This window comes from Halopseudomonas sabulinigri, assembly GCF_900105255.1.
Taxonomy (GTDB): domain Bacteria; phylum Pseudomonadota; class Gammaproteobacteria; order Pseudomonadales; family Pseudomonadaceae; genus Halopseudomonas; species Halopseudomonas sabulinigri.
On the sequence record NZ_LT629763.1, the window covers coordinates 2,309,601 to 2,333,340 of the forward strand.

Genomic DNA, 23,740 nt, shown 5'->3' on the forward strand with positions numbered 1-23,740 from the left:
CCTATTCCCGTTCGAGTTGCCTATGAAATACCTCGTTTACCTGCCCTTGGTTGCCGGCGCCCTGCTGCTGGGCTGGCAATTACTGCCCGAATCAACGCCGCCTGCCAACGCACCGGCGCTGACCAGCAGCAAGCATCAGGCTCCCGCTACAGCGCTGCCCCCGCCAACCGCCTTGACCGCTACGCACACCGCGACACCACCGCTGCCGTCCTCGCTGCGCGGCACCGAGGTTGACGGCCGCCTGCAGGTAGACGCCGATGGCAACCTGCTGATCAATGATCAACTGCGCCACCTGTTTGACTACTACCTGAGCGCCAATGGTGAGGAGACCCCCGCACAGGCGCAGCAACGGATACGCCAGCAGCTCAACCAGCAGCTGGATGAGCCTGCCAGAGCGCAGGCATTGACCATTTTCGAGCATTACCTTGGCTACCTGCAGGCGGTCGCTGAGCTGGAGCAGGCGTTCCCGGTACTCGACGATCTGGACGCACTCTGGGCGCGCGAAGAGGCAGTACAACGACTGCGCGCCAGCCTGTTCGACCCTGCGGTGCATCAAGCCTTCTTCGCCGGCGAAGAGGTCTACAACCGCTTTACCCTTGAGCGCCTGACCATCAACCGCAACCCTGATCTGGATGCCGATCAGCGCGCCGCCGCGGTAGAGGCACTGCGAGAAAGCCTGCCAGCAGAGATGCAGGAGTTGCTGGTACCGCAACTGCATCAGGACCTGCGCCGCGAAACGCTGGCACTGCAGGAACACAACGCTGCGCCGCAGCAGATACGCGACCTGAGGCTCAATCTGGTGGGCCCCGAGGCCACCGCCAGGCTTGAGGCGCTGGACCAGCAACGCGCCGAGTGGCAGCAGCGCGTCAGCGACTTCAACCGCGAGCGCGACGCCATCCTGCAGCAGCCGGGCCTGGCCGAGCAGGACAAGCAGGCGGCAATCGACGCTCTGCTGCAGGAACGCTTCGCCGCCAATGAACAACTGCGCATCGCCAGCCAGAGCAAGCGCTGAGGCATAGCGCTGGCCGGTTCTTGACCGCAAGGCGGGGCTGGCTGCCATACTGGTAACTCACTCGTCCGCCAGATGGCAACGAGAGGGCAACGAGATGGCAACGAGAGGGCAACCGTATGCGTGCCGATGAATTTCTCAAGAAACACGGTCTGGACCAGGAAGACGACAAGGACACCAGCCTGCGGGGCCAGGCTCTGGAACGCGCTCTGCACCCCAGCCGGCCGCATGCCGGAACGCCGCACGACTGGGAGGACTGGGAGCGCTACAAGGCCGAACAGGCAGCCAAGGGTGAGCCGGTTGAGCCTGCAGCACCGTCCGCCGATGACTAGCTCTGGCCGCCTCTGGCTGATCTGCTGCAGCTTGCTGATACCAGTGACCAGCCAAGCCGCGCCGACTTACTCGGCCAAGGACATGCTCAACTGGCAGGTCAAACGCTTTGCTGAAGCGACCCGTTACCAACTCGATGGCAGTAGGCTGAAAGCGCAATGCCTCGGCGGCGAAGCCAGCGCACTGTACATTGAGCAACCGATTGATCTGCGCGAAACCCCCATCCTCAGCTGGTCGTGGGCGGTCAGTGGGGTGTATGCCAATATCGATGAAGCCAGCAAGACCGGGGACGATTATCCGGTGCGGGTTTACGTGGTCAAGGATGGCGGCCTGCTGCCGTGGCGCACCCTGGCAGTGAACTACGTCTGGTCCAGCAGCCAGCCTGAAGGCAGCCACTGGCCCAATGCGTTCACCGGCAACGCGCAGATGCTGGCGGTGCGCAGTGGTGCACCTGCGCACGTCGGTGAGTTGGTCAGCGAGCGACGCAATGTGCGGGAGGACTTCCTGGCGCTGCACGGAGAAGACCTGCAGCAGATTGACGGTATCGCACTGATGACTGACTGCGACAACGCCCGCCAGCCGGTGACCGGCTGGTACGGCGCCATCGAGTGGTTGCCGGTTACCTCTGCGGCTACTTCCGCACCCAGCTCCCGCTAACCTGAATGTACTGGCCGCTCGGGGTACGATCGATCGCCTTCTGGCCGGCGATGGTTTCCACATCACCGAGCGCGATGCCGTTACTCTTGGCCACGCGCTGGTATTCTTCCTTGCGCGCCGCATTGATTTGCCGCGCAACCTCGGCCGCATTGCCGCCAGCCTTGACCACACCCAGGTAGCCATTGGGTTGTTCACCCAGCTGGCCGGCCTCCTTGGCCGCTGGCAAGGCGCTCATCGCCTCGTTCAGACTCAAGGCCCAGGCCGCGCCGCTGCCCAGCAACATCAGCATGCAGAAGGTGAAAACTGTTTTCTTGCCCATTGCCATTATCCTTGTTGCACGCGCGCTCAAAACAGCCCGCTGGATTCGTTGAAGATTTCATCCAATTGCTTATCCACCTTGATGTAGATCTCGTGTTCGATCTTCACATTCAGGTTGATATTGATCGGCTCGTTCGGCGCCGCCAGCTGCACCGTCGGCCCGGCGCACGCCGCCAGCAGCAGGCCCGCTGCCCCCATCAACAACCCTCGCCAGTGCATAGCTACTCCTTGTTGGGTTGCAGGCGCTGCTCAAGCAGGCGCTGCTGTACCCGTTGCTGAATGATGTCGCTGACCTGACTGCTCAGCTGCAGACTGGTCAACAGGGCGGGAATGTTCTCCTGCAGGTTTACGTTGAGATTAACCTGCCGCCCCTGCTGAAAATTCGGGTTGCTGCCCTGCAAGCGCAAACCCAGTTGCAGCGTACCGTCCTCGGCGTAGTCCACCTGACTGCTGAGCACAGTATAGTGAAAGTTCTCCAGCGCCCCGGCCAGTTCGCGCATGCCGCTGTTGCTCTGCGCCAGACGCTGCAGCTTGTCGGACTGATAACGCAGCACGCCACCCGGCTCCCGCGCCGCCACGGCGCCCTCATCGATCATCAGCTCGCCGTCGCGCAGCATCACTGGCAAGCGGCCGTCCAGTGTGCCACGACCGCTCAAGCCCTCTGTGGGGTAGACTTCGAACAGGGTGCCCAGTTCCAGCCCGCTCAATTCGAGGGTCATGCGTTGTTCGGCGGCGGCGAAGTCGAGCTTCACCGGCGCGGCGCTGATTTGCCCGCCCAGCAGCTTGAGCTGCGCCCGATCCAACTGCAGCCGGCCTTGCGCCATCTGGTCCAGAGAGGCCTGATAACTCGCCGCCGCGCGCAATGGCCCCATGGCCAGACCGGGGTTCAGCGTCTCCAACTGGAGATCACTGCTGCCCAACTGCAGCACATTGTTGTGCAGGCCAAGCTTGAGCGGCGCGGACAACCCGCTGAAGGCGCTGCGGTCATAGATGCCCTTCACCCCGGCAAGCGTGACATCGCCACTCAGCCCGAGCTGCTGCCCGCCGGTCACCTGAACCTCGCCGCTCAGTTGCCCGCTGGACAGGCTCAATAGCGCTGGCCAGCTAGCCAGGGTGCCAGCCAAGGGGTTGCCCGCGCGAAAGAACAGGGGCGGCACACCGACAGTAGCGCGCCAGGGCTGCGCCGCAGGCAGCGTAAAGCGGATATCCAGCGCCAGTTCGGCGGCATTGCCCAGCTTGCCATCCCATTGCAACGCGCCTTCGGTATAGTCCCAGCGGCCGTCCAGCGTCCAGCGCTGGGTTTGCAGCTGCGGATGGGTGACTGCGGCAACAGCGCCGCCAAGCTGGCTGCCGACGCGCAAACTGGCCGCGTCCTGCCATTGCTGCTCATAGGTCAGGCCTTGCAGATTGAGGTTGGCGCTACCGAGCCTCAGCTCGGCGGCATCGAGTTGCAGGCGCGACCACTGCAGTTGCCCGGGCTTGCTCGCCTGTAGCGTAACGCCCTGAGCGTCCAACTGACCGCGCAGCGCGGTGCTCAGTTGCAGCTCGCGCAGTGTGATGCCCTGATCTCGCCAACTGCCCAGTTGCAACGCCAACTGCGTATCGATCAACTGCAACTGCCAGTCCTGCGCCAGACGCAGCGCCAGATCGCCCTTGAGCTGGCCTGACAGGCCATTGGCGCCCTGCACGCGCAGCTCGGCGCCGAATGGCAAGGCATCGCCCTTGCTCAGCGCAGTGCTGGCTGCCGGGGTAATGTGCAGTTGAATCTGCTGCACTTGCAGGTCGCCCGGCAACCCGGCCAGGGCCGGCAACTGCGACTCGGTCAGCCGTAGCTGCGCGCCGCCCTGCAGTAGCTGCCAGCGGCCCTGTTGACCGCGCAACTGCAATTGCAGCTCGCCTGCGAGGCTGCCCAGCTCGGCAATCGGCCAGGCTTGCGGCAGCGCGATCTGTGCATTCACGGCAGCTTCACCGGCGAGCCAATCAGCCCACTGCTGCGGGGGCTGCGCCGTATTTAGATCCCAGTCAACCGCCAGCTGCGCACCCGGCGGCAAGCTCGCGATCGGCAATGTGCCCAGTGAAAACCAGCTGCCCAGGTACTCATAAAGCCCTTCGGTCTGCGGCCAGTCGGGCACCGTGAGGCTCCCCTGCCACTGGTTGAGGCCACGCCAATGCGACGCCAGCTCAGCGGCCGGCTGACCATCCAGCAGCAATTCGCTCCGCAAACTCAGCTGGTGGCTGCCAGCCTGTACCTCTTGCCTCAGCAGAAAATGTTGCTGCGCTGCCTGCAGCGTCAGCTCTGCGCGGGCCACCACCGGCGTGTCCGCAGCAGGGTCGGCCGCAGCACGACTGGCCTGCAGCGAGCCTGCCAGCACACAGCTGCCACTACGGCAGGGCAGCTGCGCCTGCAACTGCGCAATCGAAACCCGGTCCGGCAGCCAGTCCACAATGCTTTGCCATAGCTGCGGTGCGGTCAGGCTGGCGGCCTGCATACCGCTGTCGCCGTCATTCTCCTCGATCGCAGCAAAGCGCAGCGCTGCCTGCCCGACCTCAAACACGCGCAGCCGCGGCCCATTGCGCCAACCGGGCACCAGGCGCAGCTGCTGCAAATCAACCTGCGCCGCCGGCAGCAGGAACGACAGCCGATCCAGCGTCAGGCCGCCCGCTTGCCAGCCGATATCCTGCCATTGCACCTGCTGCACGCCGGCTTGCGTCAGCGCACGCTGCGCCCACCAGAAGGATGCTGCGAAACCTAGCGCCGCCAGCAGCAGAACCGTAATCAACCCGCCAAGCGTCTTGCGCATGCTCGCCCTCATAACCCGTAGCCGGTCACAGGTTAGCACGCAGCAGGGTTGTCGAGGTTGACCCGCCAGTCCGTCTGCGACCTATAATCGGTCGCGGTAAAGCGGCCAACCTGGTCGACACCGGAAAGGAATCACAGCCAGGATCGAGTGCCCCTCCTGCAGGAGCAAGCCCTGACCCGGCGTGAGCCAATAACAATAAACAACAAGGAATACGCACCTTATGCATTGGTATCTGGATGTTCTGAAAAAGTACGCTGTTTTCCAGGGCCGCGCCCGCCGCAGCGAATACTGGTTCTTTATCCTCTTCAATCTCATCGCGCTGATCGTACTGGGCGCCGTGGATTACACCCTGGGCCTGCAGATACTGGCGCCCCTCTACGTGCTGGCGACCTTTCTGCCCTCGCTCGCAGTGGCAGTACGGCGCTTTCACGACACCGGTCGCAGCGGCTGGTGGGTATTAATCTCTCTGGTACCCGTGATCGGCTCTATCATCTATCTGATCTTCATGTGCATCGAAGGTGAGGCCCAGGCTAACGCCTATGGCCCCAACCCCAAGGGAGAGGCGGCCGCTCCGGTTACTGCCTGAACCTGAGCAGGGCATGTCGCGGCATGCCCTGACCTGCACCCTTGCCTTGCATCGAGTCAGGCGTCAGGCTGTGGGTCTTTGCAGCCACCGCCGACTCTTCCCATGCCTCAAACCCGTTCAGTGTTACGCCGCGCTACCCTCCTGCTAGTCGTTGCGGTCACCATCAGTGGCCTTCTCAGCTCCTGTCAAAGCATGCCCGATGGGCTCTCCGTGAGCGCTCCGCTGCGCCCTGCAGAGCAACTGCGCATACTGACGGACCAGACCTACCAGAATGCGCAGGGCGAGGAGCAGATCGACCAGGCGATATTCGACGCCGCCTTTGCGCTGATTGATCAGGCGCAGAAACTGGTGGTGGTCGACATGTTCCTGTTCAATCGCTTTGCCGGCAAAGACAGCTTCCGCCCACTCTCGCAGCAGTTGACGCAGAGACTGGTCGACGCCAAGCAGCGCCAGCCCGGGATGCCGGTCGTGTTGATCACCGACCCCTTCAATACACTCTACGGTGGCGTGCGAGCGCCAGAGTTGGAGCAACTGCGCACAGCGGGCGTGGAGGTGGTGCTGACCGACGTCAACCAGCTGCCCGCCTCCAACCCGGCCTGGAGCGGTATCTGGCGGCTGTGCTGCGGTTATCTCGGCAACAGCACCGAAGGCGGCTGGCTGCCCAACCCGGTCGGTGAGGGCAAGGTGACCCTGCGCACCTATCTGCACCTGGCCAACTTCCGCGCCAACCACCGCAAGACCTTGATCGTCGACTATGGCGATGACTGGCGCGGCCTGGTCACCTCCGCCAACCCGCATGACGCCAGCAGCAAACATCACAACAGTGCCATCGTATTCAGTGGGCCTGCAGCGTTGGACTTGCTGCAAACCGAGCGCGCCGCAGCGCAACTGTCCGGTTACGCCGCTGCCGCTGACTGGCCCACAGCGCCAGCCAACCATGAGGCGGCCAGCCTGCCGCAGATTCAGGTACTCACCGAGGGCGCAATAGAACGCGCACTGCTTGAGCTGTTGGCCTCGGCGCAAGCTGGCGATCAGCTGGACATGGAAATGTTTTACCTGGCCTCACGCCCGGTAATAGATGCACTGCTCGAGGCCCAGCAGCGGGGCGTGATCATCCGCGCGATTCTCGACCCCAATCGCGACGCCTTTGGCCGCGAGAAGAACGGCATTCCCAATCGGCAAGCCGCCTGGGATCTGCACGAGCAGGGGATTGAGGTGCGCTGGTGCGCCACCGAGGGAGAGCAGTGCCATCGGAAATGGATAAGACTGGAACGCGCACAGGGCACCACCGAAGTGATCAGCGGCTCGGCCAATTTCACTCGTCGCAACCTGCACGATCTGAACATGGAAACCAGCGTGCGCCTGATCACACAACCCGATAATCCCGAGATACAGGCAATGCGTGCGGAGTTTGAGCAGGCCTGGCACAACCAGGGCGGCGCGACCCATAGCCTGCCCTACAGCGCGTTCGCCGATCACAGCTACTGGCGCTACGGACTTTACCGCTTTATGGAAGCCAGCGGCCTGTCTACCTTCTGACAGACAGACCGCCGGCAGCAGCGGCTAAGCCAGCTCGGCAAAGCACTCGGCGATGATGTCCATACCGGCCTGCACTTCCAGGTCGGTCGCGGTCAGCGGCACCAGAATGCGGATGACGTTGCCGTACTGGCCGCAGGACAACAGGATCAGGCCCTTGGCGCGTGCCTTGGCGACCACCTGCGCAGTCAACTCCGCGTGCGGATGGCCTTCTGCGGTAAACAGCTCACAGGCCACCATCGCGCCCAGCCCGCGCACATCGCCGATGCGCTTGTCGTTCACCGCAATTTCACGCAAGCGCCCGCCGATCAGCTCGCCCAGGGTGCGGCTACGTGCGAGCAGGTTCTCCTCCTCGAATACCTCAAGCACCGCCAGCGCCGCGGCGCAGGCCAACGGACTACCTGCATAGGTACCGCCCAGCCCACCGGGGGCAATGGCATCCATCACCTCGGCACGCCCGCAGACACCCGCCACCGGAAAGCCGCCGGCAATGGATTTGGCGAAGGTCGTCAGGTCCGCCGCCACGCCCATCTGCTCCATGGCAAAAAAGCTGCCGGTACGCCCGGCGCCGGTCTGCACTTCATCGGCCACCAGCAAAATACCGTGCAGATCGCACAGCTCGCGCAGCTTGGCCATAAAGGCCGGGCTGGCCACGTAGAAGCCGCCCTCGCCCTGCACCGGCTCAATGACAATGGCTGCGATATCCTGCGGCTGGGCATCGTTCTTGAAGATGCGTTCGATGCTGGCAATGGCATCCTCGTCGCTCACGCCGTGCAAGGGGCACGGGAACTGCGCGCGGTACACGCCGCCCGGCATCAAGCCCATACCCGCGGAATAGGGCGCCACCTTGCCGGTCATCGAGAGGGTCATCATGGTGCGGCCGTGATAAGCGCCGGTGAAAGCGATTACCCCCGCACGCCCGGTGGCTGCACGGGCAATCTTCACCGCGTTCTCCAGCGCTTCCGATCCAGTGGTGACCAGCAGGGTTTTCTTGGCGAAATCGCCCGGCACCAGTTGGTTGAGCTTTTCGCACAGTTCAATGTAGGGCTCGTAGGCCAGCACCTGAAAACAGGTGTGGGTAAACAGCTCCATCTGGCGCTTTACCGCGTCCATGATTTTCGGGTGGCGATGACCGGTGTTGAGCACCGCGATACCGCCGGCAAAGTCGATGTACTGGCGCCCCTCGACATCCCAGACGGTCGCGTTCTCGGCACGCTGTACCACCAGCGGGTGGATCTGGCTGACGCCACGGGCGACTGCCGCGTTACGCCGCTGCATCAGGGATTCATTGCTCTTGCTCATAACTGCCTCGCGCTTGAAATAGGGAGCAGCCGCTCCGGTAAACACGCCAGAAACCGGGCGTCAGATACCGCCCAGACAGAGATATTTGATCTCGACATACTCTTCAATACCGTACTTGGAACCTTCACGGCCCAGGCCCGATGACTTCATGCCGCCAAAGGGCGCCACCTCGGTCGAGATCAGCCCGGTATTGATGCCGACCATGCCGTATTCCAGCCGCTCAGCCACGCGGAACACCCGGCTCAGATCGCGCGCATAAAAGTAGGCCGCCAGGCCGAATTCGGTATCGTTGGCTTGACGTACCACATCGGCCTCATCGGTGAAGCGGAACAGCGGCGCCAGCGGACCAAAGGTTTCTTCACGCGCCACCAGCATGCTGCTGTCGACGTTGGTCAGGATGGTTGGCTCAAAGAAGTTGCCGCCCAGCGCGTGCGCCTTGCCGCCGGCCAGCACCTGTGCCCCCTTGGCGGTAGCATCGGCCAGGTGACGCTGCACCTTGGCCACGGCGTTGCCGTCGATCAGTGGGCCGGTGGTAACGCCCGCTGCGCTGCCGTCGCCCACGTTCAGTTGGCTCACGGCGGCAGCGAGCTTTTCGGCAAAGGCGTCGTAGACCGAGTCCTGCACGTAGATGCGGTTGGCACACACGCAGGTCTGCCCGGCGTTGCGATATTTGGAGATCATCGCGCCTTCAACGGCGGCGTCCAGATCGGCATCGTCAAAGACGATAAAAGGCGCGTTGCCGCCGAGCTCCAGCGACAGCTTTTTCAAGCTGGGCGCGCACTGCTCCATCAGCTTGATGCCCACCCCGGTCGAACCGGTGAAGGACAGCTTGCGCACAATGGGGTTGCTGCACAGCTCGCCGCCGACAGCACGCGAGGCATCCACATCGGCGGTGATCACGCTGAACAGCCCTGCCGGCAGGCCGGCCTGCTCGGCCAGCAGCGCCAGCGCCAACGCGGAAAAAGGGGTTTGCGGTGCCGGCTTGAGTACCATGGCGCAGCCAGCGGCCAGCGCCGGGCCGGCCTTGCGAGTGATCATCGCAGCGGGGAAGTTCCACGGCGTGATGGCGGCGGTCACGCCAACCGGCTCCTTCTGCACCAGGATACGTTTGTCAGGCTGGTGGCCGGGAATCACATCGCCATAGACGCGCTTGGCTTCTTCGGCAAACCACTCCAGAAAAGAGGCCGCGTAGCCTACTTCGCCACGGGCCTCGGCCAGCGGCTTGCCCTGCTCGGCCGTCATGATACGGGCCAGGTCTTCCTGGTGCTGCAGCATCAGGTCGAACCACTTGCGTAGCACCTGACCGCGCTCCTTGGCCGTGCGCTGGCGCCAGGCCTGTTGCGCCTGCTGAGCAGCCTCGATGGCCCGACGGGTTTCCGCTGCGCCCATATTGGGCACGCTGCCCAGTCGTTCGCCATTGGCCGGATTGAATATCTCGGTGCGCGCGCCGCTGTCGGCCTCACACCAGTGGCCGTCAACAAAGGCTTGTTGGCGAAAAAGTTCGGGGCAGTGAAGTTCCATCTAGCGAATCCTCGTAAAAGCAGACCTGAGCAGGCGTAACGCATTTAAAACAACAGCGTTTGAAATTTCAAACATGCTATTCGCAGCGCCGCATTCAGGCAATACCCCGAACGAGAAAAACCTTGGATGGAAATGGGATCTGGCGGCCTGACAGAGCGGCCTAATACAGTCGAGCCCACCTGACCCGCAGCAATGCGGGTCAGGTGGTGAAATCAGGCAGCTGTTTCGCCTTCAAAGAGTTCGGCTGGCGTTGTCTGCCCTTCTTCCAGCAAACCCGCGACCCGCTGCAGACTGGCCAGCAGCATCAGTTGCTCCCAGTCGGCCAGCTTGCCGAAACGATCAAGAAAGGCCGATGGCAACAAGGCCGGCTCCGCCTGAATCACCGCCGCGCCCTTGTCGCTCAGCGCCAGATGAACCTTGCGCTTGTCACTCTTGCTGCGAATGCGCTGCAACAACTCGCGGTTTTCCAGACGATCGATGATGGTGCTCAGGGTGGCCTGAGATACGCTAACCTGCTTGGCAAGGTCGCCCAGGGTGCTTTCGCCCATCGCCTTGATGCTGTGCAAAATCAGCAGCTGAATTGGCGTCAGGCCACTGTGACGGCCCAAGCGCTTGGCGTGAATCTCGCTGGCGCGCTGCAGGCGGCGCAGTGCCAGATATAGGTCGTGCATCATGTGCATATACAACTCCGGGCCAGCGCGAAAAATCAGCCGGCATTTTGCCATAAAGTCTAAATATTACAGTAATAACTAGATGCTTTTTATGCGACTCACTTGCAGGCCTTTACCGACGGCAAATTACACACAACTAACATCTCAATACGGCAAGTATTACATGATTTTTATTTTTACTTCAAAGTAAATTTCAGGCAAAAGCCGGCGCCTGGCTATTTCCTGGCGTGTGCTCGGGGATTGCACCGCCCCCGGCGGCCGGCGGCAACCACGCCTTCTGCCGGTGCCGCCGCACTGCTAGACTGCCGGGCAGAAGGCCGACTCCAGCTACAACAACAAGCCAGGCACCATGACCCAGATCCCTCGCGTCACCACCACATTATTGCTCGCCCTCGCCGGCCCGGCACTGGCCGCCGAGAGCAGCATCAAGCTGCCCACGCAAACTATTCTGGGCAGCAATCCAGCCACTGCTGCCGACGCCCTTCCCTCTGCCAGCAGCCACGTAGACAGCAACGCGATCAGCCCTTTCAGCCTGGGCGCCAACCTCTCGGAGTCGTTGCAACGCGTACCCGGCGTATTGGCGCTGAACCGGCAAAACTACGCCCAGGATGTGCAGATATCCGCGCGCGGCTTTGGTGCCCGGGCACAGTTCGGCGTGCGCGGCGTGCGCCTGACTCAGGACGGCATTCCCCTGACCATGCCGGACGGCCAGGGCCAGCCTGCGCTGTTCGACCTCGACGGCATGCAGTACATCGATGTATTGCGCGGCCCACTCAGCGCACTTTACGGCAACGCCTCCGGCGGCATCATTCAGGGCTACAGCGCTCCCGCTCCGCTGAACCCGACACTGGATAACCGCAGCGCCGTCGGCAGCGACGGACTGTGGCGCTCACGTCTCAAATACGGCGGCCAGCACGGCGACCTTGGCATCAGCTCCAATATTTCACGCCTGGAAACCGACGGCTACCGCGACCACAGCCAGGCCCAGCGCGACCTGGCGAACCTGCGGCTGGACTGGGATATCGACGACGCGTCCACGCTGACGCTCTTGCTCAACAGCCTGGACCAACCAGAAACCCAGGACCCGCTCGGACTCTCGGCCGCCGCATTGCACGAGGACCGCGAGCAAGCGGTGGCGCGCGCCGAGCAATACAACACCCGCAAGACAGTGCGCCACAATCAGGCCGGCGTTAACTACCAGCGTACGCTCGCCAACAATGACCAGCTGACGCTATTGGTGTATGGCGGCGAACGTTACGTGCAGCAGTATCTGGCTTTCACCGGCGACGATCCCTTTGCCGGCGGCGGGGTAATCGAACTGGATCGCCGCTTCGGCGGCGGTGAGATTGGCTGGCTACGCGACACGCAGCTGCTCAACGTGCCGATCGAACTGGCCGCTGGCCTTACCTATGGCTATCAGGGCGAAGGCCGCAAGGGCTTCGTCAATAACCTGGGCCGCAAAGGCGACCTCAAGCGCGACGAGTTCAACCGCGTGGATAGCAAAGAGGCCTATCTGATCAGCACCTGGGCGCTGACTGATCAATGGAGCCTGACCGCGGGCGTGCGCCACAGCCGTGTAGAGTTCGAGTCCGAAGATGATTTTCTCAGCGACGGCAGCGACGACAGCGGCAGCGCCGATTATCGGCAGACCACCCCTGCGCTGGGCATCAGCTACCAGTGGAGCCCGGCCCTCACCCTCTACGCCGCCGCCGGGCAGGGCTTTGAAACGCCGACCTTTCAGGAACTCGCCTATCGCCCAACCGGCAGCGGGCTGAACTTTGCGCTGCAGCCCAGCGAGTCGGTCAATACTGAAATCGGTTTTAAACTGCGTGAAGGTGATACCCGCGTTGATGCTGCGCTCTTCTACACCCGCGTGAACGACGAGATCGTCACTGGCGTAGAGCAGGCCACTACGGACCGCTCAACCTACGCCAACGCCGGCAAATCGACCCGCCGCGGTCTTGAGTTGGCGCTGGAACAGCGTCTGCCCTGGGACCTTAATGCTTACCTGGCTTATACCTATCTGGATGCCAAATTCGACCAATACAGCGATGGCAACGGCGACGACTTTTCCGGCAACTACCTGCCGGGCGTGCCGCGTCACAGCCTCTACGCCGAGCTTGCCTGGCAGCCGGATGGCGGTTTCAGCACCGCACTGGAGGCACAAAGCCTGAGCAAGCGCTACGCGACTGACGATAATCAAGCCACAGCACCGGGCTATGCGGCGTTCAACTGCCGCGCAGGCTACCGGCATGAACTGGGCGACTGGGCACTGGAGCCCTTTGCGCGTCTGGACAACCTGACCAACAAGGAATACATCGGCTCGTTGATCGTCAATGGCGCAGGCGCTCGCTATTACGAACCCGCACCCGAGCGTAACTGGCTGGTAGGCATTGGCGTGCAGTACCAATGGCGCTAGGTTAAGGGTCGAACTTTGTGGAAAGGCCGGGGCCGATCCCGGCCTGCGTGCTCGACAATAACCCCGTGGCTGAGAAGGAGCTAAACCTTCCCAGGCAGAGATTCAAGTCGTGGGCTTTCTGATCAGGGCTGGGTGACGACTGACTCTGCCGCCGGCACAGCCACCGCAGCAAAGGCGCCTCTGCGCCAAGCCAGGAGCACAAATATCAGCGCCGCAATGGCCATCATCATCGGCAGCGCATGGGTATTGAGCCATTCACTGGCGGCGCCAGTCGCCACCGGTCCGAGCAGACAACCCAACCCCCAGAGCATGGCGATATGGGCGTTGGCGCGCACCAGGGCATCGTCGCGAAAACGCTGCCCCACCAGAATAATCGATAGGGTATACAGCCCACCTGCACTGGAGCCAAACAGCACCAGCACCGGCCAGATCAGCACTGTGTGCAGCACCAGCGGCATGGCCAGACTGCTCAGCAGCAGTATCACGCCGCAGCATTTGAACAGCGCGGTACGTGAAAACTTGTCTGCCAGCCAGCCGATAGGCACCTGCAGCACGGCATCGCCGACCACCACGGTGCTGACCATGATCAGCGCCAGCTGCTGGGCAAAGCCCTCGCGTATCAGGTACACCGGCAGCAGCGTCAGCGTCATGGTTTCAAAGCCGGCAAACAGCACCATGGCCCAGGCGATGGCCGGCATAGTGCGGATGAACTGACGCAGGCCGCGCCCTGCCGCCGCGGCCGGATCGACCACCGGGGCGCCGTTCACGCAAAACAGCATGACCACGCCGGTAATCAACAGGCCGGTGGCCAGCCAGAAGCCACGGTCATCCAGAGTGCCGATCAGGCCCAACAGCAGCGGCCCGCACAACTGACTGAGGGCAAAGGCGCTGCCATACACGGCCACCAGTCGGCCGCGCAGGCGGTCTGGCACCAACTGGTTGATCCAACTCTCGCCGATGATAAAGGTGACGGTCAGCGAAATACCCAGCACCAGTCGCAGCAACAGCCAGACCGGATAGCTCGGCCAGATGGCCAGCATCGCCACCGACACCGCGCTGCCGGCCATGACCAAACGTAGGGTGTTTTCCGAACCCCAGCGCCCCGCCATGCGGCCGCTGAGTTTGGAGCCCAGCACGATGCCCACCGCCGGCATGCCCGCCATGATACCGATGGCAAAAGTGCTGTAACCCCAGTCGTGCAGGCGCAATGAGACCAGCGGCAGGGTCACGCCCAGCGCCAGACCGACGATAACCACCGCCGCGGTGACGATGCTGTAGGCCTTCCAGTTCATACGTGAATCCGTGAGAGAACGCCCGAGACGAACAAACGGCAATCAGCCGCGCACCGGTGCGCGGCTGATCGACGTCCTGGCTTGCTGCTTGCCGGCTCGTAGCTAGCGAGCCGGTAGCTGGATCAGAGCTTGATCCAGGTCGACTTCAGTTCGGTGTACTTGTCGAAGGCGTGCAGCGACTTGTCACGACCATTGCCCGACTGCTTGAAGCCACCAAAGGGCGCGGTCATGTCGCCACCGTCATACTGATTAACCCACACGCTACCCGCGCGCAAGGCTCTGGCGGCGCGGTGCGCCTTGGACAGGTCTGCCGTCCACACCGCAGCGGCCAGCCCGTAGATAGTGTCGTTGGCAATCGCCATGGCCTCGTCAAAGTCGTTGAAGCTGATGACCGAGAGCACCGGCCCGAAGATTTCCTCACGCGCAATGCGCATGCTGTTGTTTACGTCGGCAAATACTGTGGGCTCGACAAACAGGCCGCCGGTGTCCTGCATCACGCGGTTACCGCCCAGCACCAGGCGCGCGCCGTCTTCACGGCCCGCTTCGATGTAGCGCAGCACGGTGTCGATCTGTGTGGTGTCCACTAGGGCGCCGACCGCGGTGTTGGGGTCCAGCGGATGGCCGGGTGCCCAGCTGGCCTTGAGCGCGGCAGCGACCTTCTCCACAAACACCTCCTTGATCGACGCTTCTACCAGCAGACGCGAGCCGGCGGTGCAGACCTCACCCTGGTTGAAGGCGATGGCGCTGGCGGCAGCCTCGGCGGCCGCGTCCAGATCCGGCGCGTCGGCAAACACCACGTTCGGGCTCTTACCGCCGGCCTCCAGCCACACACGCTTCATGTTCGACTCGCCGGCATAGATCATCAGTTGCTTGGCCACGCGGGTGGAACCGGTAAACACGATGGTATCCACATCCATGTGCAGTGCCAGTGCCTTGCCCACGGTATGACCGTAACCCGGCAATACATTCAGCACACCGGCCGGCAGGCCGGCTTCCAGCGCCAGCGCGGCAATGCGAATGGCGGTCAACGGCGATTTTTCCGAAGGTTTGAGCACCACCGAGTTACCGGTGGCCAGCGCCGGGCCCAGCTTCCAGCTGGCCATCAGCAGTGGGAAATTCCAGGGCACGATGGCGGCCACCACACCCACGGGTTCGCGGGTGATCAGACCCAGCTCATCGTGTGCGGTAGGAGCGACCTCGTCGTACACCTTGTCGATGGCCTCGGCCGACCAGCGGATAGCGTTGGCAGCACCGGGAATATCGACCGCCAGCGAGTCGCTGATCGGCTTGCCCATGTCCAGGGTTTCCAGCAGGGCCAATTCCTCGGCATGCTGCTCAAGCAGGTTGGCAAAGCGCTGCATGACTTTCTTGCGCTTGGCCGGTGCACTGCGCGACCACACGCCGCTATCAAATACCGCACGGGCGTTGGCCACGGCTTGTTCGGCATCGGCCTGATCGCAGCTGGCGATCTGCGCCAACACGCGCCCATCAATTGGCGAAACACAGTCAAAGGTCTCGCCGCTGGCGGCACTCTGGTACTGGCCGGCGACAAAGGCCTGCCCCTGAATCTGCAGGGCAGCGGCGCGCTGCTCCCAATCCTGACGGCTGATAGATGCAGACATGACAATAACCTCGCTTGGCGGCCCCGTGGCGGGGCATTCGACTGAATGGACGGCAATGTCGGCCACAGTAATGAGACGCCAAAAAAAATTCAATATATTTGACACAGCACCCCGCAATTGACAGCCAATTTCTTTGCAAAACCCTCTTTTTCGTTTGTTATTTTTGACATAGACTCTGCAAACACCCATGCACAGCGCCACCACGGCCGCCCGCACTCACCCGTTTCAATGGCACCCGCCAGGAAGGTCACATGAACAGCATGCAACAACCCACGCCCGCCCAGCAGGATCTCAGCCTGGATCCGTTCTGGATGCCCTTCACGGCCAACCGCCAGTTCAAGGCCCGCCCGCGCCTGCTGGCCAGCGCCGAAGGCATGTTCTACACCGACGTGGAAGGCCGTCAGGTGATGGATGGCACCTCCGGGTTGTGGTGTTGCAACGCGGGTCACGGCCGCCGCGAAATCGCTGAAGCCGTGAGCAAGCAAATCAGCAGCATGGACTTTGCCCCGACCTTCCAGATGGGCCATCCGTTGCCCTTCCAGCTGGCCGAGCGCCTGACCGAACTATCACCGGCCGGCCTCAACCGCGTGTTCTTCACCAACTCGGGCTCGGAGTCGGTCGATACCGCGCTGAAGATCGCGCTGGCCTATCAGCGCGCCATTGGTCAAGGCACTCGCACCCGGCTGATTGGCCGCGAGTTGGGCTATCACGGCGTCGGCTTTGGCGGTATTTCGGTTGGTGGCATGGTCAACAACCGCAAGGCGTTTGGCGCCCTATTGCCGGGCGTGGATCACCTGCCGCACACCCTGGATCTGGAGCGCAACGCCTTCACCCAGGGTCTGCCGCAGTTTGGTATTGAACGTGCCGAGGCGCTGGAAGCACTGGTGACCCTGCATGGCGCGGAGAACATTGCCGCGGTGATTGTCGAGCCGATGTCCGGCTCGGCGGGCGTCATCCTGCCGCCGCAGGGTTATCTCAAGCGCCTGCGCGAGATCACCGCCAAGCACGGCATCCTGCTGATTTTCGATGAAGTGATTACTGGTTATGGCCGCGTCGGTGCGCCCTTTGCTGCGCAGCGCTGGGAAGTCACGCCCGACATCATTACCACCGCCAAGGGCCTGACCAACGGCGCCATCCCCATGGGCGCGGTGTTTGTCAGCGAGGCGATTCACGATGCCTTTATGCAAGGCCCGGCTGGCGCCATCGAGTTCTTCCACGGCTACACCTATTCCGGCCACCCGGTTGCCGCTGCCGCCGCACTGGCGACCCTCGACATCTATGCCCGCGACGGCCTGCTCACCCGCGCCGCCGAGCTGGAAAGCTACTGGGCCGAGCTGCTGCACAGCCTGAAAGGCCTGCCCAATGTGATCGACATTCGTAACACTGGTCTGGTCGGCGCGATTCATCTGGCCAGCCGCGACGGCGCGCCCGGCGCGCGTGGCTACGAGGTGTTCGACGGCTGCTTCTGGCAGGGCGCAATGATTCGCTGCACCGGCGACATTCTGGCCATGTCGCCGCCACTGATCGCCGAGAAACAGGATCTGGACCAACTGATCGACATCGTCAGCAAGGTCATCAAGCAGACTGCCTGAGTAACCCCTTTCATGGCCCGGCACCACGCCGGGCCCTCATTATCGACTTCTGGTGACATCCCATGACATTGCAACTGACCCACTACATCAACGGCCAACGCAGCCCTGCCAGCGCTCGCACTCAGGCCACCTTTGAACCGGCCACCGGCCAGCAGCGCGGCGAAGTCTCACTGGCCAGCGCCAGCGAAGTGGAGCAGGCGATCGCCCACGCCAAGGCCGCCTTCCCCGCCTGGGCCGCGACTACGCCGCTGAACCGCGCACGCGTGCTGTTCAAGTACAAGGCACTGCTGGAAGCCCACGCCGATGAACTGGCCGAGCTGATTACCCGCGAGCACGGCAAGGTGTTCGACGATGCCAAGGGCGAACTGACCCGCGGCCTGGAAGTAGTCGAGTTCGCCTGCGGCATTCCGCACCTGCTCAAGGGTGAGCACAGCGAACAGGTCGGCGGCGGCGTGGATGCCTGGTCATTGAATCAGGCGCTCGGCGTGGTAGCCGGCATCGCGCCATTCAACTTCCCGGCCATGGTGCCCATGTGGATGTTCCCCATCGCCATCGCCTGCGGCAATACCTTCATCATGAAGCCTTCCGAAAAGGACCCGAGCGTGCCGCTGCGCCTGGCTGAGCTGCTGACCGAGGCAGGCCTGCCCGATGGCGTGTTCAACGTGGTCAACGGTGACAAGGAAGCAGTCGACGTACTGCTCACCCACCCAGATGTGCAGGCGGTGAGTTTTGTCGGCTCCACGCCGATTGCCGAATACATCTATGCCACCGGCTGCGCACACGGCAAGCGCGTGCAGGCACTGGGCGGCGCCAAGAACCATATGGTGGTGATGCCCGACGCCGACCTGGAGCAAACGGTCAACGCCCTGATGGGTGCCGCCTACGGTAGCGCCGGCGAGCGCTGCATGGCGATTTCGGTTGCCGTGGCCGTGGGCGATGTCGGCGACAAGCTGATTGCCGCTCTTGCGCCCAAGGTGAAGGAGCTGAAGATCGGCAACGGTCTGGACGCCGGCATGGAGATGGGCCCGCTGGTCTCTGCCGCGCACCGGGACAAGGTCAAGGGCTATGTTGACCAGGGTGTGGTCGAAGGTGCGACCCTGGTGGTCGATGGCCGTGACATTGTGGTCGACGGTCATGAGCAGGGTTACTTCATTGGCGGCTGCCTGTTCGACAACGTCAGCAGCGACATGGTGATCTACCAGGAAGAGATTTTTGGCCCGGTGCTTTGCGTGGTACGGGTGCCGGACTACGCCAGTGCCGTGAAACTGATCAACGCGCACGAGTTTGGCAATGGCACCGCTATCTTCACCCGCGACGGTGATTGCGCGCGCCAGTTCTGCAACGAGATTCAGGTGGGTATGGTCGGCGTCAACGTGCCGATTCCGGTGCCCATGGCCTTCCACAGCTTCGGTGGCTGGAAGCGCTCGCTGTTTGGCCCGCTGCACATGCACGGCCCGGACGGCGTGCGTTTTTACACCAAGCGCAAGGCCATCACCTCGCGCTGGCCCACCGGGATTCGCAGCGGCGCCGAGTTCGCCATGCCGACCATGAAGTAAACCACTCGCCCCGGCCACTGTGCCGGGGCTTTTGCTTGCCCCCACGGAATTTCAATCATGAGCATCGACACCGTCATCGATTTTGCCAGCGCCGACACCCCGGCCGAACACTACCGCCCCGACGCCGCCAAGGTAATCAAGGGCGACCCCGCGCAGAACGTGCGCAACCATTACAGCAGCCCCGATCAGCAGTTCTCGGCCGGCGTGTGGGAGTGCCAGCCGGGGCAATGGAAAGTCAGCTACAGCGAATACGAGTACTGCGAGATTCTGGCCGGCGAGTCCATTTTGCACGACGACCTGGGCGGCAGCCGCACCCTGCGCGCCGGCGACCGTTTTGTGATTCCCGCCGGTTTCACCGGCACCTGGGAAGCCGTTCAGCCCACGCGCAAGGTGTACGTCATCTTCGAGCCGCACAGCAGCAACTGATATTCATCGGCATTGGCAGCACAAAGCTTGACCGGAGCACAAACAAACCCTAGTTTTGGCGGCCGTTTTCCCCGGAGTTGTCCATGCCGTTCTCGCTGGGTCGTATTTGCCTGTTTCTGGCGCTGCTGCTGCCCTGCACCACCCCGGCGCAGGATGCGCCGGTCGAGATCGCTATCGTCAGCGCTCCGCCCTACACTAGGATCGATCAGGATGGCCTGCCTGAGGGCCCGGTAATCGAACTGATCAAGCGGCTATTTGCCGACCTGCAACAACCCTACCGCGTCAGGGACCTGCCACCCAACCGCGTCGGGCTGCGCCTGATCAAGGGACAGGCGGCGCTGACCATCGCCTCGGAGGGCAATCCGGGCCTGTCCCGTCTCGCCCGTCAAGGCAAAGAACCGCTGCTGACGATGTCCCTGAATGTGTACCGCGCGCCCGGAACACCCGCCATCAACAACCTTGCGGATCTTGCCGGCAAACGGGTGATCGCGATCAGCGCCTATAGCTATGGCACGGCCGACGCGCAGCTGGCAGAAAACCAGCCAGCCACTCAAAAGCTCTACGCCAACAGCCATGAGGCGGCGTTGCAAATGCTGCTGCACGGCCGCGCCGATTACCTGCTGGATTACGCCGAGCCCCTGCTCGACCATCTCAAACAGCTACCGCCCGACCAGGTTCAGGCAGACCACATTCGTGACATCGCCATGTTCTGGTATCTGTCGCGCCAATACCCCCACCCCGAATTGCTCGATCGACTGGATCAGGCCGTCAGCAAGCAACGCCGCACCGGCGACCTGCAACGGCTGCTGACGCTGCCGTCTGAGTGAGCTGAACCCGGCCCAAACGTGTGAGTCCCGTTCACCGGGTGTGCTCCAGTGCGCAAACGCGCAGCAACGGCCGTTGCGACAGCAATCAAAGGTAAGCAGTCTCGGAAAGTGAACGATCATTCATAACCCTTTCTACTCTGCCTTTCTGGAGATTCGCATGCCTCGCTTGCTACTGCTCTGCCTGTTACTACCTGGCCTCGCTTTTGCCACCAACCCCGGTACCCCGGAGCCACCCACAAACCCACCAGCGGCCTGCAGCGGTCAAACCTTGCAGGCGGGTGAACACAACCTATCGGTTAACGTAAACGGCCAGCAGCGCGATTTTATTCTGTACGCTCCTCCCAGCTACAACGGCAATGCTCAGGTGCCGCTGCTGCTGGACTTCCACGCCCTGCTGACCTCCGCCGAGTATCAACGCGACAATTCAGGCACCCGAGAGGTCGCGCAAGATGAGGGCTTTCTCGTCGCCTACCCGCAGGGGATCGACAACGCTTGGAACCTCGGCCCTTGCTGCACCGAATCACGCACTGTAGATGACGTTGCCTTCGCCCGCGCCATGGTGGCCGACGTAGTCGCACGCAGCTGCGTGGATCAGAAGCGCGTGTACGCCACCGGCTACTCCAACGGCGGTGGCATGGCCTACAAGCTGGCTTGCAGCGCCGCCGACCTGGTGGCCGCTGTTGCGCCGGCGGCCTTCGACATGATCGAGGAAATGAACTGCGCGCCTTCGCGCCCCATTTCGGTGTTCGCCTACCGTGGCCGGCTCGACCCCATTGTGCCCTACAGCGGCGGCCCTTCGACGCCGCCCACCAGCTACCCGCTGCAACAGATCACCTTCCAGGGCGCGCAGGGCAGTTTCAATACCTGGGCAGCATTGAATAACTGCAGCACCGGCACCAGCAGCCCGAGCCGCAACTGCACAGCCAGCAACAGCTGCGAAGACGGCAGCGAGAACGTCCTGTGTACCGCGCGTTTTGGCGGCCATTCCGCCTGGGATGCGCAGACCAGCTGGGATTTCCTCAAGACCCACCAACTACCCTGAACCCACAGGCGCTGCCTTCACCTGAGGGCAGCGCCAGTTGGCAAGATTGCACAAACAAACTTGGTCTAAACGTGACCAACGAGTTACATTCCTCGTCACCCTGTACGTTCAAACAAACCCAATTACGTAATCAGTCCAGCCTGAGCGCAGAGCCCAGACCAGGGCCGGGCCGATAGCCGTCAGCCCCGAACGGACCGTGTGAGGAGCCAGCAAGATGTCGCGTTTACCTGTCATAGTCGGATTCGGCGGCTACAACGCCGCCGGGCGAAGCTCATTCCATCATGGCTTCCGCCGTATGGTGATCGAATCGCTGCCTGCTGCCGAGCGCCAGCAAACCCTCGCCGGCCTGGCCGTGTTAATGAAGCTGGTAAAGGTCGAGAACGACAACTACCTGGACGCTGACGATCAGCCACTCAGCCTGGACGACATCGAAAGCCGTTTTGGCCAGCAGATTCTTGATGGCACCCTGGTGCGCCGTATCGAGAAGCGCTATCTGGACGTGGATGCCGCCCACTGGCAAAAGAACCTCACCATCACCGGCGAAGCCGGCAAGCCCTTCTCGTTCATCACCCTGAACAAGCAACTGCCTGAGCCGCTCCCCAGCGACTGGGCGGTAGAAGCATTGAACGATACCGACGTGATGGTCACCGTTTACGATGGTTGCGATATCAAGGTCGATAGCTATCGCGCTCTCGCGGTCAAATCTGCCGGCCAGCTGCCCAGTGGCCTGGAGCCCGGCGAACTCTACGCCTCACGCTTTCACCCTCGCGGCTTGCAGCTGACCATAGTCGCGGCGACTGACGCCTTGCGCTCGGTGGGTATCGACTGGCAGACCATCGCCGATGCCGTAGAGCCCGACGAGGTGGCGGTGTTTGCCAGCAGCGCCATGAGCCAGCTGGATGAAAACAGCTTTGGCGGCCTGATGCAGTCGCGCCTCAAGGGCAGCCGGGTCAGTGCCAAACAGCTGGCACTGGGCCTGAACAGCATGCCGGCCGACTTCATCAATGCCTATATTCTCGGCAGCGTGGGCACCACCGGCGCCATCACCGGCGCCTGCGCCAGCTTCCTGTACAACCTGCAGAAAGGCAGCGACATGATCACCAGCGGCCGCGCCCGCGTGGTGCTGGTGGGTAATGGTGAAGCGCCGATCACCCAGGAGTGCATCGAGGGCTACGGCGCCATGGGCGCACTGGCCACCGAAGAAGGTCTGCGCCAGGTTGGCGGCCAGGACGAGGTAGATTTCCGCCGCGCCAGCCGCCCGTTCAGCCACAACTGCGGCTTTACCCTGGCCGAGTCCGGTCAGTTCTTCGTGCTGATGGACGATGAGCTCGCCATGCAGTTGGGCGCCGACATTCACGGCGCCGTACCGGATGTGTTCATCAACGCTGACGGCTTCAAGAAATCCATCTCCGCGCCCGGCCCCGGCAACTACCTGACCATGGCCAAGGCCGTGTACGCCGCCATGCAGATCGTCGGTCCGGAAGCCGTGCAGCAGCGCAGCTTTGTGCACGCGCACGGCTCCAGCACACCGGCCAACCGCACCACCGAGTCCGAAATTCTCGACCGCGTGGCGGACGCTTTCGGCATCAACCACTGGCCGGTCGCCGCCGCCAAAGCGTACGTCGGCCACTCACTGGCCAGCGCCAGCGCCGATCAGTTGGTAGCGACTCTGGGCAGCTTCCGTTACCAGATCATCCCCGGCATCAAGACTATCGATGCAGTAGCCGACGATGTGCACCAACAACATCTACAGATCAGCACCACTGATGTTGACCGCCACAGCAAGCCGCTGGAAGTCGCTTTCATCAACTCCAAGGGCTTTGGCGGCAACAATGCCAGCGCCCTGGTACTGGCGCCCAGCGTGGTCGAGCGCATGCTCGCCAAGCGCTACGGCGAAGAGGCCTTTGCCGAGTACAGCGCCCGCCGCGAACAGACCCGCGCCAAGGCCGCAGCCTACGACGCGCGCGCCCTCCTGGGACAGCTGGATATCATCTACAACTTCGGCCAGGGAATGATTGATGAGCAGGGCATCGAGATCAGTGATGCGCACATCAGTATTCCGGGGTTCAGCAAGAAGCTGACGTTCCGTAAGGATGAGCGGTTCAAGGATATGCTGGACTGAGGTTTGGTTGGCGCTAGTGGAGCCCTGGCCGTTTTCGGCTGGGGCTTTTTTGTAGTCGGCACAAGTTCCGTCGTACCGAGACCGAGGTTCGCTTGAGTGCTCGGCGGACAT

The 23,740-nt window shown here is 62.6% G+C and carries 20 protein-coding genes; 12 read left to right on the forward strand and 8 right to left on the reverse strand.

The window, feature by feature from the left end:
• Positions 1–22 precede the first annotated feature (22 nt).
• The 3 genes from BLU26_RS10350 to BLU26_RS10360 all read left to right on the forward strand — a co-directional run bounded on the left by BLU26_RS10350 (position 23) and on the right by BLU26_RS10360 (position 1,996).
• Positions 23–1,012 (forward strand): lipase secretion chaperone, encoded by a 990-nt coding sequence (locus tag BLU26_RS10350; protein ID WP_092286368.1) that lies wholly within the window; start codon positions 23–25, stop codon positions 1,010–1,012.
• A gap of 116 nt (positions 1,013–1,128) precedes the next feature.
• Positions 1,129–1,341: a hypothetical protein gene (locus BLU26_RS10355; RefSeq protein WP_092286370.1), complete on the forward strand. Its 213-nt coding sequence runs from the start codon at positions 1,129–1,131 to the stop codon at positions 1,339–1,341.
• Positions 1,334–1,996 (forward strand): DUF3047 domain-containing protein, encoded by a 663-nt coding sequence (locus BLU26_RS10360; RefSeq protein ID WP_092286372.1) that lies wholly within the window; start codon positions 1,334–1,336, stop codon positions 1,994–1,996. The genes BLU26_RS10355 and BLU26_RS10360 overlap by 8 nt, the downstream gene beginning before the upstream one ends.
• Here the strand turns inward: BLU26_RS10360 and BLU26_RS10365 are convergent.
• Genes BLU26_RS10365 through BLU26_RS10375 form a run of 3 tightly spaced genes read right to left on the reverse strand, consistent with a single transcriptional unit; the run spans position 1,971 to position 5,115 of the window.
• Positions 1,971–2,285, reverse strand: a complete 315-nt coding sequence (locus BLU26_RS10365; RefSeq protein ID WP_407920350.1) for a YdbL family protein — start codon at positions 2,283–2,285, stop codon at positions 1,971–1,973. The genes BLU26_RS10360 and BLU26_RS10365 overlap by 26 nt on opposite strands.
• 56 nt (positions 2,286–2,341) lie before the next feature.
• Positions 2,342–2,533 carry a YnbE family lipoprotein gene (locus tag BLU26_RS10370; protein ID WP_092286376.1) on the reverse strand — a complete coding sequence of 64 codons (192 nt, stop codon included), beginning with the start codon at positions 2,531–2,533 and terminating at the stop codon, positions 2,342–2,344.
• 2 nt (positions 2,534–2,535) lie between these two features.
• The gene (locus BLU26_RS10375; protein WP_157719347.1) at positions 2,536–5,115 is read right to left on the reverse strand and encodes an intermembrane phospholipid transport protein YdbH family protein; all 2,580 of its coding nucleotides are present in this window, start codon (positions 5,113–5,115) and stop codon (positions 2,536–2,538) included.
• Positions 5,116–5,335: 220 nt separating this feature from the next.
• On the opposite strand from BLU26_RS10375, the gene BLU26_RS10380 reads away from it, so the two are divergent.
• Together BLU26_RS10380 and BLU26_RS10385 are read left to right on the forward strand one after the other, a co-directional pair.
• Positions 5,336–5,701 (forward strand): DUF805 domain-containing protein, encoded by a 366-nt coding sequence (locus BLU26_RS10380; RefSeq protein WP_092286380.1) that lies wholly within the window; start codon positions 5,336–5,338, stop codon positions 5,699–5,701.
• Between the two features lie 210 nt (positions 5,702–5,911).
• Positions 5,912–7,240, forward strand: coding sequence for a phospholipase D-like domain-containing protein (locus BLU26_RS10385; RefSeq protein ID WP_231701926.1), 1,329 nt, complete (start codon positions 5,912–5,914; stop codon positions 7,238–7,240).
• 24 nt (positions 7,241–7,264) lie between these two features.
• Here BLU26_RS10385 and gabT read toward each other — a convergent pair whose 3' ends face one another.
• The 3 genes from gabT to BLU26_RS10400 form a co-directional block, all read right to left on the reverse strand.
• On the reverse strand, positions 7,265–8,539 hold the full coding sequence (gene gabT / locus BLU26_RS10390; RefSeq protein WP_092286384.1) for a 4-aminobutyrate--2-oxoglutarate transaminase: 1,275 nt from the start codon (positions 8,537–8,539) through the stop codon (positions 7,265–7,267).
• A gap of 60 nt (positions 8,540–8,599) precedes the next feature.
• Positions 8,600–10,060: an NADP-dependent succinate-semialdehyde dehydrogenase gene (gene gabD / locus BLU26_RS10395; protein ID WP_092286386.1), complete on the reverse strand. Its 1,461-nt coding sequence runs from the start codon at positions 10,058–10,060 to the stop codon at positions 8,600–8,602.
• Positions 10,061–10,272: 212 nt separating this feature from the next.
• On the reverse strand, positions 10,273–10,740 hold the full coding sequence (locus tag BLU26_RS10400) for a MarR family winged helix-turn-helix transcriptional regulator (protein WP_157719348.1): 468 nt from the start codon (positions 10,738–10,740) through the stop codon (positions 10,273–10,275).
• A gap of 340 nt (positions 10,741–11,080) precedes the next feature.
• On the opposite strand from BLU26_RS10400, the gene BLU26_RS10405 reads away from it, so the two are divergent.
• Entirely contained in the window at positions 11,081–13,150 is a 2,070-nt protein-coding gene (locus BLU26_RS10405) for a TonB-dependent receptor family protein (protein WP_092286390.1), read from the forward strand.
• A gap of 122 nt (positions 13,151–13,272) precedes the next feature.
• On the opposite strand, the gene BLU26_RS10410 is transcribed toward BLU26_RS10405, so the two are convergent.
• Together BLU26_RS10410 and BLU26_RS10415 are read right to left on the reverse strand one after the other, a co-directional pair.
• Positions 13,273–14,442: an MFS transporter gene (locus BLU26_RS10410; protein ID WP_092286392.1), complete on the reverse strand. Its 1,170-nt coding sequence runs from the start codon at positions 14,440–14,442 to the stop codon at positions 13,273–13,275.
• A gap of 122 nt (positions 14,443–14,564) precedes the next feature.
• Positions 14,565–16,064: an aldehyde dehydrogenase gene (locus tag BLU26_RS10415; protein ID WP_092286394.1), complete on the reverse strand. Its 1,500-nt coding sequence runs from the start codon at positions 16,062–16,064 to the stop codon at positions 14,565–14,567.
• Positions 16,065–16,324: 260 nt separating this feature from the next.
• On the opposite strand from BLU26_RS10415, the gene BLU26_RS10420 reads away from it, so the two are divergent.
• The 6 genes from BLU26_RS10420 to BLU26_RS10445 all read left to right on the forward strand — a co-directional run bounded on the left by BLU26_RS10420 (position 16,325) and on the right by BLU26_RS10445 (position 23,629).
• A complete protein-coding gene (locus BLU26_RS10420; protein ID WP_407920351.1) occupies positions 16,325–17,656 on the forward strand; it encodes an aspartate aminotransferase family protein in 1,332 nt (443 codons plus the stop codon).
• 62 nt (positions 17,657–17,718) lie between these two features.
• Positions 17,719–19,212 carry a CoA-acylating methylmalonate-semialdehyde dehydrogenase gene (locus tag BLU26_RS10425; protein WP_092286397.1) on the forward strand — a complete coding sequence of 498 codons (1,494 nt, stop codon included), beginning with the start codon at positions 17,719–17,721 and terminating at the stop codon, positions 19,210–19,212.
• A 57-nt stretch (positions 19,213–19,269) separates the two neighbouring features.
• Positions 19,270–19,638 (forward strand): cupin domain-containing protein, encoded by a 369-nt coding sequence (locus BLU26_RS10430; protein ID WP_092286399.1) that lies wholly within the window; start codon positions 19,270–19,272, stop codon positions 19,636–19,638.
• Positions 19,639–19,721: 83 nt separating this feature from the next.
• Positions 19,722–20,465: a substrate-binding periplasmic protein gene (locus tag BLU26_RS10435; RefSeq protein ID WP_092286401.1), complete on the forward strand. Its 744-nt coding sequence runs from the start codon at positions 19,722–19,724 to the stop codon at positions 20,463–20,465.
• Between the two features lie 157 nt (positions 20,466–20,622).
• Positions 20,623–21,507 carry an alpha/beta hydrolase family esterase gene (locus BLU26_RS10440; protein WP_092286403.1) on the forward strand — a complete coding sequence of 295 codons (885 nt, stop codon included), beginning with the start codon at positions 20,623–20,625 and terminating at the stop codon, positions 21,505–21,507.
• Positions 21,508–21,721: 214 nt separating this feature from the next.
• Entirely contained in the window at positions 21,722–23,629 is a 1,908-nt protein-coding gene (locus BLU26_RS10445) for a beta-ketoacyl synthase (RefSeq protein ID WP_092286405.1), read from the forward strand.
• The last annotated feature ends 111 nt before the right edge of the window (positions 23,630–23,740 follow it).

Coding starts and splice junctions, on each gene's coding strand:
- BLU26_RS10350 (WP_092286368.1), top strand. CDS start 23: ATGAAATACCTCGTTTACCTGCCCTTGGTTGCCGGCGCCCTGCTGCTG.
- BLU26_RS10355 (WP_092286370.1), top strand. CDS start 1,129: ATGCGTGCCGATGAATTTCTCAAGAAACACGGTCTGGACCAGGAAGAC.
- BLU26_RS10360 (WP_092286372.1), top strand. CDS start 1,334: ATGACTAGCTCTGGCCGCCTCTGGCTGATCTGCTGCAGCTTGCTGATA.
- BLU26_RS10365 (WP_407920350.1), bottom strand. CDS start 2,285: ATGCTGATGTTGCTGGGCAGCGGCGCGGCCTGGGCCTTGAGTCTGAAC.
- BLU26_RS10370 (WP_092286376.1), bottom strand. CDS start 2,533: ATGCACTGGCGAGGGTTGTTGATGGGGGCAGCGGGCCTGCTGCTGGCG.
- BLU26_RS10375 (WP_157719347.1), bottom strand. CDS start 5,115: ATGCGCAAGACGCTTGGCGGGTTGATTACGGTTCTGCTGCTGGCGGCG.
- BLU26_RS10380 (WP_092286380.1), top strand. CDS start 5,336: ATGCATTGGTATCTGGATGTTCTGAAAAAGTACGCTGTTTTCCAGGGC.
- gabT (WP_092286384.1), bottom strand. CDS start 8,539: ATGAGCAAGAGCAATGAATCCCTGATGCAGCGGCGTAACGCGGCAGTC.
- gabD (WP_092286386.1), bottom strand. CDS start 10,060: ATGGAACTTCACTGCCCCGAACTTTTTCGCCAACAAGCCTTTGTTGAC.
- BLU26_RS10400 (WP_157719348.1), bottom strand. CDS start 10,740: ATGCACATGATGCACGACCTATATCTGGCACTGCGCCGCCTGCAGCGC.
- BLU26_RS10405 (WP_092286390.1), top strand. CDS start 11,081: ATGACCCAGATCCCTCGCGTCACCACCACATTATTGCTCGCCCTCGCC.
- BLU26_RS10410 (WP_092286392.1), bottom strand. CDS start 14,442: ATGAACTGGAAGGCCTACAGCATCGTCACCGCGGCGGTGGTTATCGTC.
- BLU26_RS10415 (WP_092286394.1), bottom strand. CDS start 16,064: ATGTCTGCATCTATCAGCCGTCAGGATTGGGAGCAGCGCGCCGCTGCC.
- BLU26_RS10420 (WP_407920351.1), top strand. CDS start 16,325: ATGCAACAACCCACGCCCGCCCAGCAGGATCTCAGCCTGGATCCGTTC.
- BLU26_RS10425 (WP_092286397.1), top strand. CDS start 17,719: ATGACATTGCAACTGACCCACTACATCAACGGCCAACGCAGCCCTGCC.
- BLU26_RS10430 (WP_092286399.1), top strand. CDS start 19,270: ATGAGCATCGACACCGTCATCGATTTTGCCAGCGCCGACACCCCGGCC.
- BLU26_RS10435 (WP_092286401.1), top strand. CDS start 19,722: ATGCCGTTCTCGCTGGGTCGTATTTGCCTGTTTCTGGCGCTGCTGCTG.
- BLU26_RS10440 (WP_092286403.1), top strand. CDS start 20,623: ATGCCTCGCTTGCTACTGCTCTGCCTGTTACTACCTGGCCTCGCTTTT.
- BLU26_RS10445 (WP_092286405.1), top strand. CDS start 21,722: ATGTCGCGTTTACCTGTCATAGTCGGATTCGGCGGCTACAACGCCGCC.